At 69.5% G+C, this 13,259-nt stretch carries 16 protein-coding genes; 12 read left to right on the top strand and 4 right to left on the bottom strand.

Annotation, left to right across the window (positions count from 1 at the left end):
* The first annotated feature begins 102 nt into the window (after window positions 1–102).
* Genes pyrE through L8951_RS04170 form a run of 5 tightly spaced genes read left to right on the top strand, consistent with a single transcriptional unit; the run spans window position 103 to window position 3,882 of the window.
* A complete protein-coding gene (gene pyrE / locus L8951_RS04190) occupies window positions 103–678 on the top strand; it encodes an orotate phosphoribosyltransferase (protein WP_244381760.1) in 576 nt (191 codons plus the stop codon).
* A complete protein-coding gene (locus L8951_RS04185; protein WP_244381759.1) occupies window positions 675–1,415 on the top strand; it encodes a pyridoxine 5'-phosphate synthase in 741 nt (246 codons plus the stop codon). Before pyrE ends, L8951_RS04185 begins: the two co-directional genes overlap by 4 nt.
* Window positions 1,412–1,822, top strand: a complete 411-nt coding sequence (acpS, locus tag L8951_RS04180) for a holo-ACP synthase (RefSeq protein ID WP_244381758.1) — start codon at window positions 1,412–1,414, stop codon at window positions 1,820–1,822. The genes L8951_RS04185 and acpS overlap by 4 nt, the downstream gene beginning before the upstream one ends.
* Window positions 1,823–2,782, top strand: a complete 960-nt coding sequence (lepB, locus tag L8951_RS04175; protein ID WP_407696372.1) for a signal peptidase I — start codon at window positions 1,823–1,825, stop codon at window positions 2,780–2,782.
* Window positions 2,779–3,882: an AI-2E family transporter gene (locus L8951_RS04170; RefSeq protein ID WP_244381757.1), complete on the top strand. Its 1,104-nt coding sequence runs from the start codon at window positions 2,779–2,781 to the stop codon at window positions 3,880–3,882. Before lepB ends, L8951_RS04170 begins: the two co-directional genes overlap by 4 nt.
* A gap of 43 nt (window positions 3,883–3,925) precedes the next feature.
* Here the strand turns inward: L8951_RS04170 and L8951_RS04165 are convergent, their stop codons facing one another.
* A complete protein-coding gene (locus tag L8951_RS04165; protein ID WP_244381756.1) occupies window positions 3,926–4,468 on the bottom strand; it encodes an FKBP-type peptidyl-prolyl cis-trans isomerase in 543 nt (180 codons plus the stop codon).
* Between the two features lie 22 nt (window positions 4,469–4,490).
* A complete protein-coding gene (gene rpsU / locus L8951_RS04160; RefSeq protein ID WP_244383183.1) occupies window positions 4,491–4,697 on the bottom strand; it encodes a 30S ribosomal protein S21 in 207 nt (68 codons plus the stop codon).
* 367 nt (window positions 4,698–5,064) lie between these two features.
* On the opposite strand from rpsU, the gene L8951_RS04155 reads away from it, so the two are divergent.
* The 3 genes from L8951_RS04155 (at window position 5,065) to L8951_RS04150 (ending at window position 6,917) form a co-directional block, all read left to right on the top strand.
* Window positions 5,065–5,727, top strand: coding sequence for a murein L,D-transpeptidase catalytic domain-containing protein (locus L8951_RS04155; protein ID WP_244383182.1), 663 nt, complete (start codon window positions 5,065–5,067; stop codon window positions 5,725–5,727).
* Window positions 5,728–6,220: 493 nt separating this feature from the next.
* Window positions 6,221–6,448, top strand: a complete 228-nt coding sequence (locus tag L8951_RS11495; RefSeq protein ID WP_279614720.1) for a GDCCVxC domain-containing (seleno)protein — start codon at window positions 6,221–6,223, stop codon at window positions 6,446–6,448.
* Window positions 6,449–6,560: 112 nt separating this feature from the next.
* Window positions 6,561–6,917, top strand: a complete 357-nt coding sequence (locus tag L8951_RS04150) for a bleomycin resistance protein (RefSeq protein WP_244381755.1) — start codon at window positions 6,561–6,563, stop codon at window positions 6,915–6,917.
* A 104-nt stretch (window positions 6,918–7,021) separates the two neighbouring features.
* On the opposite strand, the gene L8951_RS04145 is transcribed toward L8951_RS04150, so the two are convergent.
* On the bottom strand, window positions 7,022–8,428 hold the full coding sequence (locus L8951_RS04145; RefSeq protein ID WP_244381754.1) for a L,D-transpeptidase family protein: 1,407 nt from the start codon (window positions 8,426–8,428) through the stop codon (window positions 7,022–7,024).
* A 245-nt stretch (window positions 8,429–8,673) separates the two neighbouring features.
* Between L8951_RS04145 and L8951_RS04140 the strand changes: the two genes are divergently transcribed.
* Window positions 8,674–8,988, top strand: a complete 315-nt coding sequence (locus L8951_RS04140; RefSeq protein WP_244381753.1) for a PilZ domain-containing protein — start codon at window positions 8,674–8,676, stop codon at window positions 8,986–8,988.
* Here L8951_RS04140 and L8951_RS04135 read toward each other — a convergent pair.
* Window positions 8,985–9,638, bottom strand: coding sequence for an arylesterase (locus L8951_RS04135; protein ID WP_244381752.1), 654 nt, complete (start codon window positions 9,636–9,638; stop codon window positions 8,985–8,987). The genes L8951_RS04140 and L8951_RS04135 overlap by 4 nt on opposite strands.
* A 107-nt stretch (window positions 9,639–9,745) precedes the next feature.
* Between L8951_RS04135 and L8951_RS04130 the strand changes: the two genes are divergently transcribed.
* From L8951_RS04130 to L8951_RS04120, 3 genes are all read left to right on the top strand, one after another.
* Complete coding sequence (locus L8951_RS04130) at window positions 9,746–10,417, top strand: ABC transporter ATP-binding protein (protein ID WP_244381751.1); 672 nt, start codon at window positions 9,746–9,748, stop codon at window positions 10,415–10,417.
* Complete coding sequence (locus L8951_RS04125; RefSeq protein WP_244381750.1) at window positions 10,414–12,885, top strand: ABC transporter permease; 2,472 nt, start codon at window positions 10,414–10,416, stop codon at window positions 12,883–12,885. Before L8951_RS04130 ends, L8951_RS04125 begins: the two co-directional genes overlap by 4 nt.
* 84 nt (window positions 12,886–12,969) lie before the next feature.
* A complete protein-coding gene (locus tag L8951_RS04120; protein WP_244381749.1) occupies window positions 12,970–13,242 on the top strand; it encodes a hypothetical protein in 273 nt (90 codons plus the stop codon).
* Window positions 13,243–13,259: the final 17 nt, after the last annotated feature.

Raw genomic sequence — 13,259 nt, 5'->3', positions numbered from 1 at the left:
CACCTCCCAATTGCTCAAGGCCGCAAAAAGGCCCGGCGCGCGCGGCTTTACGATCGCGCGCGCGCAACCTATGTGCGGGGGCGATCCGACGAGGGAGCGACGATGACCGAAGACGAGGTTTTGGCCGAATTCCGTAGCGCCGATGCGCTGCTGGAAGGACATTTCATCCTCTCCTCGGGCAAGCGCAGCGCCGCCTACCTGCAATGCGCGCGGGTGCTGATGGAGCCGGCGCGCGCGGCGCGGCTCGCGCAGGCGCTGGCCGCCAAGATCCCCGCCGAGCTGCGCGAGTCCATCGACGCGGTAGTCTCGCCCGCGATGGGCGGAGTGATCATCGGTCACGAGATGGGCCGCGCGCTGGGCAAGCCCGCGATGTTCCTCGAACGCCCCGAGGGCACCTTCCACCTGCGCCGCGGTTTCGCGCTCGAGAAGGGCGCCAAGGTGCTGATGGTCGAGGATGTCGTGACCACCGGCCTGTCGAGCCGCGAGGCGATCCAAGCGGTCGGCCGCGAGGGCGGCGAGGTGATCGGCGAGGTCAGCCTCGTCGACCGCGGCGGCGGGGACAGCCTCGGGGTGCCCTATTGGGCGCTCGTGAAGCTCGACATCCCCGCCTACGACCCCGACGCGCTGCCCCCCGAACTGGCGGCGATCCCAGCGGTGAAGCCGGGTAGCCGCGCTTGAGCGGTCCGCTGCGCCTCGGGGTCAACATCGACCATGTCGCGACCGTTCGGAATGCGCGCGGCGGCGATCACCCCGATCCGGTGCGGGCCGCCGAGATTGTCGCGAGCGTCGGCGGCGACGGTATCACCGCGCACCTGCGCGAGGACCGGCGGCACATCCGCGATGCCGACCTCCAGCGCATCCAGGCGGCGACCGACCTGCCGCTCAATCTCGAGCTGGCGGCGACCGAGGAGATGCTCGAGATCGCGCTGCGGCACCGGCCGCATGCCGCCTGCATCGTGCCCGAGAAGCGCGAGGAGCGGACCACCGAGGGGGGCTTGGATGCCGACGGGCTGCACAACCAGCTCCAGCCGATTGTCACCCGGCTCGCCGATGCGGGCATCCGCGTCTCGCTCTTCATCGAGGCCGAGGAGCGCCAGCTCGAGGCGGCGCTGCGGCTCGGGGCGCCGGTGGTCGAATTCCATACGGGCGAATATGCCCATGCCTTCCTCGACGGCGATGCCGACAAGCTGGCGCGCGAGTTGAAGCGCATCGCCGACATGGCCGCGCTCGCCGCCAAGAACGGCATCGAGCCGCACGCCGGCCATGGCCTGACCTACGAGAATGTCCAGCCGATCGCGGCCATCCCCCAGATCGCCGAACTCAACATCGGCCATTATCTCGTCGGCGAGGCGATCTTCGTCGGGCTCGAGGCGGCGGTGCGGCGGATGCGCGAGCTGATGGACGCGGCGCGATGATCATCGGGCTCGGCAGTGACCTGTGCAATATCGAGCGGATCGAGCGATCGCTCGAGCGCTTCGGGAAGCGCTTCGAGCGCCGCGTGTTCACCGAGATCGAGCAGGCCAAGGCGCGGCGCCGCCCCTTCACGCGGCCGGGGACCTACGCCAAGCGCTTCGCCGCCAAGGAGGCCTTCTCCAAGGCGGTCGGCACCGGGTTCAAGCGCGGCGTCTACATGAAGGACATCGGGGTGGTGAACGCCCCCTCGGGGGCACCGACGCTGGCGCTGACCGGGGGCGCGCGGGCCCGGCTAAACGAGCTGACCCCCGCGGGCCACCGCATCCACATCCACCTGACGCTGACCGACGATCACCCCTGGGCGCAGGCCTTCGTGATCCTCGAGGCGCACCCGATCAGAGACGCCTGAGTGACCGACCCCGCCGCGACCCCGACCGATCCGCCCGAGCCGTCCCCGGCCCCCGCGCGCAAACCGAAGAACCTGCGCGAAGTCGGCGCCTTCCTGTGGCGCGAGTTGAAGGGGCTGTTCTGGGTGATGCTCGCGGTCCTCGGCTTCCACAGCTTCATCGCCAAGCCCTTCTACATCCCGTCCGAATCGATGATGCCCGTGCTGCTCGAGGGGGACCGGCTGGTCGTCTCCAAGTTCCCCTATGGCTACAGCCACGTCAGCCCGACCATCCCCAACCCCGCCGCGCTGGCGCGGATGCTGATCCTGCGCGGCCCCGCCGAGCCGTGGAGCATCACGCTGCCCGCGCTCGAGGGGCGCCTGTTCGGCAGCTATCCCGAGCGCGGCGACATCGTCATCGTCACTCCGCCCGGGCGCTCGGACGATTATATCAAGCGCGTGATCGGGCTGCCCGGCGACAGCGTGGCGCTGACCGGCGGGCGGCTGGTGCTCAACGGCAAGGCGGTCCCCGCCGAGCGCCAGCCCGCGGCGCTGATCCCGGTCGACCCCAACGCTCCCTGCCACGTCATGGACGGGACCAGGGTGAAGGGCGCCGACGGCGGGCTCTACTGCCGCCTGCCGATCGTGCGCGAGACGCTGCCCAATGGGGTGAGCTACGACACGGTCGACCTCGGCTATCGCCGGTCGGGCGACGAATATGGGCCGATCACCGTGCCCCCCGGCCACGTCTTCCTCCTCGGCGACAATCGCGACAGTTCGGCCGACAGCCGGGTACCGCTCGGGCAGGGCGGGCTGGGCGGGCCGGTCCGGGTCGAGCGGATCGGCGGGCGCGCCGAATTCATCACCTTCTCGCTCGACGGGACGACCAGCCTCAATCCCGCCAGCTGGTGGGGGAGCTTGCGCGAGGGGCGGTCATGGTCCAGCCTGCGCGGCTCCACGGCAAGAGGCGTGCGCGAAGAATGAACCCCGGCCCCGAAGAGCAGAGCGTCGGTCCGACCGAAATCGAGGACCCGCGGCTGCGCTTCGAGGTTCGCAAGGCGCTCGTCTGGATCGGGCTCACGCTGCTCGCCGCCGGGGTCATCCTGCTCGCCGCCCCGCTGCTGCTGATCGCCGGCGGGCTGGTGTTCGCGGTGCTGCTCGACGGCGGCACGCGGCTACTCGGGCGGGTCCTGCCGATCGCGCGCGCGTGGCGGCTGCTGATCGTCGTGCTCCTCTTCTTCGGCTTCATCGGCTGGACCGGCTGGTACGCGGGCACCAGCTTCGTCGAACAGTTCGCGGCGCTGCGCGACACGGTGGTGGCGCAATTCGAACGGCTGCTCGGCTGGGCCAGCCGGACGGGCATGATCGACGACCTCACGCTCGACAGCGTCGGCGGGCAGATCCTGTCCTCGGTGGGGCGCGTCACGAGCATCCTCGGGACCGCGCTCGGGGCGCTGACGGGGGTCGTGCTGATGATCGTCATCGGCATCTTCATCGCCGCCGAACCGCGGCTCTACGACCGCGGGCTGGCGTGGATGCTGCCGCGCGCGACGCGCCCCAAGTTCTACGAGATCTCGGACCATGTCGCCTATGCGCTGCGGCGGCTGCTCGCGGGGCGGCTGCTCGGCATGCTGATCGAGGGGGTGTTCACCTATGTGATGCTGACGCTCGGGGCGCGGCTGATCGGGCTCGAACCCTTCGCGCTCGCGCCGCTGCTCGCGCTGCTCACCGGGCTGCTCGCCTTCATCCCCAATGTCGGCGCCTTCGTCTCGGGGGTGTTGCTGGTCGCGGTCGGCTTCAGCCAGTCGAACGAGGCCGGCTTCTACGCCATCTTCGTCTATCTCTTCGTCCAGAATTTCGACGGCTATGTCGTGATCCCGATGATCGCCAAGAAGACGGTCGACCTCGCCCCGGCGCTGGTGCTCGCGATGCAGATCGTGATGGGCACGCTGTTCGGGATCCTCGGGCTCTTGCTCGCCGACCCGCTGCTCGCCGCGATCAAGGCCGCGCTCGAGCAATATTCGAAGGTCACGCCCGGCAAGACCGACGTGCCTCCCAAACGAGAAGAACGCCCGGCCAGCTAGGCTGACCGGGCGTCACCTGATCTTGCGATCGAAGAGCTGTTGCCTATTCGGCGGCGGGGGCTTCGGGCTCAACCGCCTCGGGCGGCAGCGCCTGCGGAGGCTGCTGCTGCTGCAGCATCAGCGCCGCGCCGCGCACGACATCGACGATCTCGATATCGAAATAGAGGTCGGCGCCGGCGGGAATGATGCTGCCCGGCGGCGGGGTGTCGCCATAGGCCAGTTCGGCGGGGATGCGCACCTTGTAGGAGCCACCGGAGCGCATCGCCTGCAACGCTTCGGAGAAACCCGCGACCGTCTGGGCGGGCAGCATCGGCACCGGGCGACCGTCGCTCGAATCGAACACGCGGCCGTCGGCAAGGCTGCCGGTGTAGTTGACGAAGGCGCCGTCGACGATGTCGATCGTCTCGCCCTCACCCTCGACGAGGGTACGGATCGAGACACCGCTCTCGGTCATCTCGGCCTGGAGCGGACGGGTCGCGGCCCAGGCGACGGCGACGCCGAGCACCACCAGCGCGACGATCGCGATCCAGAACTTGGCGACCGATCCCTTGGCGATCGGGCGCAGCGGAACCTGGCTGGCCGACATGACCGTCCCCTGTCAGTGGGTCCTAGCGACCGCCTTCGCGTTCAATGCGCTTGCGCTCGAGCTTGCGCGCACGACGGACCGCAGCGGCCTTTTCGCGGGCGCGCTTTTCCGACGGCTTCTCGTAGTGGCGGCGCAGCTTCATCTCGCGATAGACGCCTTCACGCTGCAGCTTCTTCTTGAGCGCCCGCAGCGCCTGGTCGACATTGTTGTCGCGAACGATGATCTGCATAAAAAACACCAGCTCCTTTGCCCCGCCGAAGATGTGGACAGGCGGGATCATGTCCATAGAGAATCGGGCCGCAAAACCCGGCACGGGCCGCAGCGAGGTCGCGCCCTTAGCAACCCCGCCCGCGATGTTCAACCACCGAGCGCGGGTTTCGCCATCGGCCCGGGACGTCTCGCCCGCCGTCACCCCCGCTTGCGGGGATCGGCGGGCCAACGCGCGCTGCCCCGCGCCTCGACCCTCTCGCCGGCGACGACGAAGCGTGGTTGCCGAGGGGCAGGGCGCGTCTCGCCGCGTCGCATCTTAACCTTTTGGCAGCTATAAGCAAAGACAGTCAGGCGAGGGAACGACAAGGAGCGGGACAGGCGACGTGATGGAATTGGGGCGGCGGCATCTTCTCAAGGGCCTTGCAGCAGGGGCAGCGGGCGTTTGCCTGCCCGGTGCGGCGGCGGCCCAGCCGGCGCTCAGGATCGTCACCCCGCGCCGCCCGGTGAGCTTCTGGAATTTCTCGGGCGCCCCCGCGGGGGTCGAGCCCGCCCTCTTCGCCAAGGCGCTGGCGGCGCTCGAGCAGCATCGCGGCAGCCTGCGTCATCACGACCGCATCGGCATCGTCGATTATTCCAGGCATAGCGCCGACAAGCGCTTCCACATCGTCGACCTCGCCTCGGGGCAGGCGCAGCATTTCCGCGTCACCCACGGCAGCGGGTCGGACCGCAGCCACAACGGCTATCTCGACCAATTCTCGAACCGCCACGGCAGCCATGCCAGCTCGCAGGGCGCCTATGCCACCGCGAGCCAGTATCACGGCAAGTACGGGCTCTCGATGAAGCTCGCGGGGCTCGACTTCACCAATTCGAACGCGATGTCGCGCTATATCGTCATGCACGCGGCCGATTATGCCGAGCCGCACATGGTGCGCCGCCACGGCAAGCTGGGGCGCAGCCAGGGCTGCTTCGCCTGCGCGCGGCGCGATCACTGGCAGGCGATGAACCTGCTGGGTGACGGGCGGCTGCTTTACGCGGACAAGCTGGCGTAGGCTTCCCAAAATCAGGGCTATCCCGGAAGGTCTGCTTACGACCCCATTACGGACGTTTCGTTGACCCCATTCATTTCCTAACGCATGTGGCGATTATGATTAGCGAGACTTCAAATCCGCCAAACTCGTCAACCAAGCGCGAGCAGTCTGTCATGGCGGTCGGCTTTACAGCAAGCGTGGGAGCTGTTTTCTCCGCTGCCGCCTGCTGCGTCCTTCCTGTCGCGCTCGCGGTTGCCGGAATGAGTGCGGGCGGATTGGCCTTGGTCGTGCCCTACCATTGGCCGTTGACTATCGTCGCTGGTCTGGCGGTCGTAGTGGGTTGGGCGAGTTATTTCGCTAGGCAGCGGCGATGCAGCATCGACGGCGATTGCTCCACGACGAAGCCAAGTCGACGCACCTTCGTACTCCTTAGCGCGGCAACCGTTTTCGTATTGCTATCCGTCACCTGGAAAAGCCTTTTCGAGGCACCAATCCAGTCTTGGTTGCTCCAACAATGACCGATCTGCTTTCGACAATCACTTGCCCCAAGTGTGGCGGCGTATCGACTGAGACGATGCTCACAGATGCCTGCCAGTTTTTCTATGACTGTCGGCATTGCGGTGAGGTCCTACGCCCTAAAAAAGGCGATTGTTGCGTGTTCTGCTCTTACGCAGATGTGCCTTGTCCCCCTATCCAGGAAGCTCGCGCCGCGGGAAATCCCGGCGGTTGCTGCGGAAGTTGATTGAGGGGCGTTGAGCTTACGTTCGCTTCCCACCCCGAAAGCGACCAGACGGTCATCGACCCGATTGCGGTCCTGCGCAGCGCGCTGCATAAAATCCGTCAGGGAGTGCCATATGGACCACGCAACGCCAAACCTGCCATCAACCAGTTTTGAAGCCACTTCACGCTTTTACTTAAGCCTAGGGTTTGAAGAAAGCTGGAGAGACGAGGGCTGGATGATTCTCAATCGAGGCGGAATCGCCTTAGAGTTCTTCCCATATCCAGATCTGAAAGCTGCCGAGAGCAATTTCAGTTGCTGCCTCCGTTTGGACGATATGGACGCAATGTATAAGGCGTGTAAAGGGGCCGGATTGCCCGAGCAGTGCTGGGGATGGCCTCGCCTTCATCCACCACAGCGTGAGGACAGCGGACTCACAATAGCCTATATGGTTGACCCCGATGGATCACTTATCCGCCTGATTCAAAACTGAAGCTGGTGGCAGCTGTCCACCCCGCTCCTGACGTTGGACCTGATCAGATTAGATAAGGCCCCGCCGTTGCCGACGGGGCCTTATTCGTGTTCGAGCCTGCGGGCCTATTCAGCGCTGGCGACTTCCTCGCCCTCGAGCGGGGCGAGCGGGTCGGCGGCCTGCTCGATCTCTTCGGCGCCGGGCACCGCGGGCGCGTCGTTCAACGCCTGCAGCACCGGGGCGTCGCGGTCGTAGATGTCCTCGTAGGCGAGGATCGAGCCGTCGCCCCTGGCCGCGACCGACATGTAGACGATGTAGACCGGGATGGGACGCACGAACTTGGCGCCCGTATTCTCGCCCGAATTGACGACGTCGACGGTCTTTTGCGCCGACCAGTCGCCGCCGTCTTCCTCGAGCAGCATGGTCGCGAGGCCGAGGATGTTCTCGGTGCGGATGCAGCCGTGCGAATAGGCGCGCGCCTCGGTGTCGAACAACCCGCGCGCATTGGTGTCGTGCAGGTAGATGAGGTGCGGGTTGTACATCACGAACTTGACCCGCCCGAGCGCGTTGGTCGGCCCCGGCGGCTGGCGCCAGCGGATGATCGAGCCGTCGTCGGCCTTGACCGCTTCATAGCCCGCCTTGCCGCGAATCTCGGGTTCGATCGACTTGGGCACGTTCCAATAGGGGTTGAAGATCACCCCGGTCGCCTCGGCCATCAGCTGCGGGGTCGGGGTCGCCTTGGCGCCCGCGACCGCGCGGTGGCGCGACTTGGTCACCCCGTCCTCGACCAGCGCGGCGGTATAGGCGGGCACGTTGACGATGATGTAGCGGTTCCCAAGGTCGCGCGGCAGCCAGCGCCAACGATCGAGGTTGAGGCGGATGTCGGCGATCTTGTCGGCGTCGGCCTGCGCGCCCTTGGCCCGCTCGGCCGCGAGCGCGTTGACGAGCGCGGCATATTGCGGATGAGTCGGCGCGAGCTGGTCGAGCGACTGGGTGATCGACCCCGAGGCGATGGCCTGCGCGAGATAGGCGCGCAGGCTGCCCTTCTCGGCAAAGTCGGTATCGACGATGTGCCAGTCGACGCGCCCCGCCGCGGGGACGTGGCCGAGCGCGAGGTCGCGCGCGAGCGCCTCGAACAGCTGCGTCGCGGCGATCGACAGCGCGGCATAGTCGTCGGCGCCCAGCGCGGCGGCGAGCGCGCTATGGTCATAGTCGGCCGGATCGAGCCCGAGGACCCCGACCTGTTCGACATAGGCGAGCAGTTCCTCGGCGTCGGCCACCTGCCACAAGGGGATCTGGGCAACCGGCTCGACCGGGGTGATCACCGGGCTGCCCAGCTCGCGCACGGGCGAGGGGGGGAGGAGGTGCTGCTCGGGCGCAACCTGCGCGGGCGCGGTCTCGCCCGGCACCTCGGCGGCGGGCAATTCGACCGGTTCGACCGCCTGCGCGCTCGGGGGCGCGGCCTGCGTGGCCAGCGCCGAGGCGGGCACGAGAAGGCTCGCCGCGGCGAGCTTGGAAAGGATGTGACGCATCGGAAATCCTGCTGTTCGCAAGGGGTTGGCGGCACCCCACATGCCGCCTTCTTTCCCCCGCTTACCAAGGCTCGACCTTATAGAAGCTGAACGGCGGTGCAAAGCGATTCGCGCGGGCGCGCGGCCGCCCCGCGTGAGCGCGCTTGCGGCGCGGGCCGCGAGAAAATTTTCCTATCGTGCCATTTCGTGCCTATATGGGGCGCAGTCGGCCGCCTCGGGCGGGCAGAAAGGACGGACTTTTCCTCATGGTCGAAGCGCGAATCGCGGAAGTTGATCCGGCGGTCGAGCGGCGTCGTTCGCGGCGCCAGCCGGTCGAGGTCGACGCGCAGGTGCGCGAAATGGGGGCGGAGGGCACCGAAGCCCGACTCGTCAACGTCTCGGCGCACGGCTTTTCCGCCGAGGTGCCCGGGCACGAGTTCGACACCGGCACGCGCATCTGGCTGATCATCCCGGGCCGCGACCGCGCCAGCGCGATGATCAAGTGGGTCGCGGGCGACCGGCTCGGCGCCGAATTCTTCGAGCCCGTCGACCTCGCCGACCTCGTCGGTCTCGAGCGCTAGTCGGCGAGCGCCGCGAGCGCGGGCAGCCCGAGCAGCCGCGGCACCATCGCCGAGACGATCGCCTTCACCCCCTCGAAATTGGGATGCACCCCGTCGGGGAGCAGCAACCCCGCGCGATCGGCGTCGGCGGGGACGAAGGGAATGACGGGCACCCCGTAGCGCTCGCCGAGCCGCGGATAGATGGCCTCGAAGGCGGCAACATAGGCGGGATCGTAGTTGCGCGCGGCGGGCACCGCGGCAAGGACGACCGCGATGTCGCGCGCCGCGAAAGCCTCGATCATCGCCGCGAGGTTGGCCTCGGTCACCGCGGGGTCGAGCGCGCGCAGCATGTCGTTGCCCCCCAGTTCGAGGATCGCGACATCGGGCCGCGACTCGAGGCTGTCGAGCGTCCATTCGAGCCGTTCGCGCCCGGCAGCGCTGGTGTCGCCCGAGACCCCCGCGTCGGTGACGCTGGCGGCGATCCCCTCGCGCCGCAGCGCGTCCTCGAGCTGGGGCGCGAAGCCGAGCCCCGCGTCGAGGCCGTAGCCGGCGGTCAGGCTGTCGCCGAAGGCGAGGAGGTGGATCGCGCGCGATTCGCTCGTCGGCGGCTGCGCCCCGCTCGCAGAAAGCGGGGCGAAGAGAAGCGCGAGGAAGAGCAGCATCCGGGCCATGGTCTTTGGGTCGGCTAGCGCGGCGCGCGGCAAACCGCAATTGCCAACCCATCGATTAGCAAGCCACCGATTGCCAAGCCACCGGCCCCCCCCTAGCCAAGGATGCCATGACCCAGTCCCTGATCGATCTTCGCGACATCCATCTCTCGCTCGGCCACGGCGCCGCGCGGGTCGACATCCTCAAGGGGGTCGATCTGCGGCTGGCCCCCGGCGAGACGCTTGCGATCCTCGGCCCCTCCGGCTCGGGCAAGAGCTCGCTGCTCAGCGTGATGGCGGGGCTCGAGCGCCCCGACCGGGGCGAGGTCGCGGTGGCCGGGGAGGCGCTCGGCGGGCTCGACGAGGATGGGCTCGCGCGGCTACGCGGCGAGCGCATCGGGATCGTGCTGCAGGACTTCCAGCTGCTGCCGACGATGTCCGCGCGCGAGAATGTCGCGGTCCCGCTCGAGCTGGCCGGCGCCGCCGACGCCTTCGCGCGCGCCGAGGCCGAGCTCGACCGGGTCGGGCTGGCCGACCGGCTCGCGCATTATCCGAGCGAATTGTCGGGGGGCGAGCAGCAGCGCGTCGCGATCGCGCGCGCCACCGCCCCCGGCCCCGACCTCCTCCTCGCCGACGAGCCGACGGGCAATCTCGACAGCAAGACCGGGGCGGGGATCGCCGATCTGTTGTTCGAGCGCGCGGCCACCCGCGGCGCGGGGCTGGTGATCATCACCCACGACCCGACGCTCGCCGACCGCTGCGGGCGGGTCGCGCAGATGCGCGACGGGACGCTCGTCGAATGATCGGCTGGCAGCTGGCGCGGCGCGATCTCAAGGGGGGGCGCGCGGGGCTCGGGCTGCTGTTTGCCTGCCTCCTGCTGTCGATCGCGGGGCTGGCCGCCGTGCTCAGCCTCGTCGCGGCGATGAACAGCGCGATCGACGCCAACGGGCGCGCGCTGCTGGGGGGCGACCTGCTGGTCAGCCAGGCGCAGCGCCCCGCGAGCGATGCCGAGCGCGAGGCGATGGCCGCGCTCGGGACCGTCAGCGAAGGGGTGGCGACGCGCGCCATGCTGCGCCAGGGCAGCGACATCGCGCTGGTCGACCTTCGCGGGGTCGACGCGGCGTTCCCGCTCGCAGGCGAGATCGCGCTGGCGGGCAGGCGCCCCGAGCGCGGGGACGAGATCGCGCTGGGGCGCGCGGTGGCGCGCCAGCTCGGGCTCGAGCTCGGCGACCGCACCGGGCTCGGCAACGCCGACTATGCGGTGGTCGGGCTGATCGACCGCATGCCGGGCGGCACCTTCCTGTTCGCCCCGCCCGCGCTGCTCACCCCCGAGGGGCTGGCGCGCAGCGGGCTGGTCGTGCCGGGGAGCCTCGTCGACTATCAATATCGGATCGCGCTCGACGACCCGGCGGCGCTCGACGGCGCCGAGGAGCGACTCCTCGACGCGCTCGAGCCGATCGGCTGGGAGGCGACCACCCGCGAGGGGGCGAGCCGCGGCACCCAGCGCTTCGTCGGGCTCGCCGGCGACATGCTGCTGGTGGTGGCGATCGCCGCGCTCGGGATCGGCGCGCTCGGCATCGGCGCGGCGATGCGCGCCTTCGCGACCTCGCGGCAGGCGGCGGTGGCGCGGCTCAAGCTGGTCGGCGCGCAGCGGCGCGACCTCGCCGCGATGCTGGGGCTCGAGATCGCGGCGGCGGTGCTGCTCGCGCTGCTCCCCGCGCTCGCCATCGGCGCGGCGGTCCCGCCGCTGCTCGAGGACCTGCTCGCCGACCGCTTCCCGGTCGCGCCCGACACCGGTCCGCACTGGGGCGCGCTGCTGCTCGCGGGGGGGATCGCGGTGGCGGTCACGCTGATGGTCGCCTGGCGACCGCTCGTCGGCGCGCTGCGCACCGCGCCCAAGGCGCTGCTGCGCGCCGATGCGGGTAGCGGCGGGCTGCGCGGCAAGCGCAGCGACTGGATCGTGCCCACGCTGGCCGCGCTGGTCGCGGTGGCGCTGCTGCTGCTGGGCTCGGACAACCTCCAGCTCGCGGCGCTGGCGATCGCCGCGCTGGTCGGCCTCTCGCTCCTGTTCTGGCTGCTGGGCTGGCTGGTCCAGCGCGCCGCGCGCGGCGCCAAGGGGCGCGGCGGGCCGATCGCGCGGCTGGGGGTGGCCGCGCTCCACCGGCCGGGCAACGCGACCCGCGCGCTCACCGTCGCGCTCGGGCTCGGCCTGTCGATCCTCGTCGCGCTGGCGGCGACCAGCCAGAGCCTGCTCGGCGAACTCGACGGGGCGATCCCCGACCGCGCGCCCTCGCACTTCATCACCGACCTGCCGCGCGATGCCGGGCCCCAACTCGAAGCGCTGGTGGCGCGCGAGATCCCGAGCGCGCGGCTGCGCGTCGTGCCCTCGCTGCGCGGGTCGATCAGCGCGGTCGACGGCATCGCGGTCGACGAATTGCCCGAGGAGCGGCGCAGCTGGCTCACCAGCGGCGATCGCGGGCTGACCTATGCGGCGCAGGTGCCCGAGGGCAACCGGGTCAGCGCGGGCGCGTGGTGGGCCGAGGATTATGCGGGCCCGCCGCTGGTCAGCCTCGAGGAAGAGGCGGCGCGCGATCTCCAGCTCGAGGTCGGCGACACGCTGACCCTGTCGATCGCGGGGCGCGAGGTCACCGCGGCCATCGCCTCGCTGCGCGAGGTCGACTGGCGCAGCTTCGGGTTCAACTTCGGCATCGTCTTCGCGCCCGGCACGCTCGAACGCGCGCCGCACGTGCTGATGGCGACGATCGAGCCGCAGGGGGCGGCGATCCCCCCCGGCTTCGAGGCGCGGCTCGCGGCGGTCTTCCCGACCGCGAGCACGATCTCGGTCTCGGGCGTGCTCGAGGACGTCCGCTCGGTGCTGACCGCGCTCGACGCGGCGGTGCGCATCGCCACCCTGCTCGCGATCCTGATCGGGGTGGTGGTGCTGACCGGCTCGGTGCTCGCCACGCGCGCGGCGCGGGCGCGCGATCTCGTGCTGCTCCGCCTCGTCGGGGCGCGTCGCCGCCAGCTCCTCGGGACCCAGCTGGTCGAATTCGCGATCCTCGTGGCCGCCGCCGTCCTGCTCGCGATCGGCGCCGGGCTGGGGGTCGCGTGGTTCGTCGCTACCGACCGCTTCGAAATCGCCTTCCGGCCCGATGCGACCGCGATCGCGGGGCTGGCGCTGGCCACGGTGGCGGTGGCAATCGGCAGCGCGATGGCGGCGGTGCGGCCCGCGCTGACGCGCAGCCCCAGCGCCGCGCTGCGCGCGCACTGAGCCGACCGCGCATCCGTCCTAATTCAAGACGGGGGCAACCACTTGGGGGAGGCGGGCGTTGAAGCGGGTTGAAAGGAAGACCTGATGAGCCAACCCCAGATGCGCCAGGAATTGGTTTACGGTAGTCCGTCGCGATCGCAGGGACGCGGCTATTATGCCGTCTATCGCGAGGCCGAGATCAACCATTGCCCGGGCTGCGGCCGCACCCATTGGCTGGTCGGTCGGACCTCGGCCGAATGTGCCTTTTGCGCGACCGCGCTGCCGCTCGAGGGTTCGATCCTCGATCATGGCCCGGCGGCGATCGTCCAGACCCATCGCCCGAAGCCCTCGACCCACAGCGACGTCTGGGCCGCCTGAGCGCCGCGACCGCGACC

The sequence above is a fragment of the Sphingomicrobium astaxanthinifaciens genome (assembly GCF_022865105.1).
Lineage (GTDB): Bacteria > Pseudomonadota > Alphaproteobacteria > Sphingomonadales > Sphingomonadaceae > Sphingomicrobium > Sphingomicrobium astaxanthinifaciens.
The sequence above is the reverse complement of the archived record's forward strand: the minus strand, read 5'-3'. Positions and strand labels throughout refer to the sequence as shown.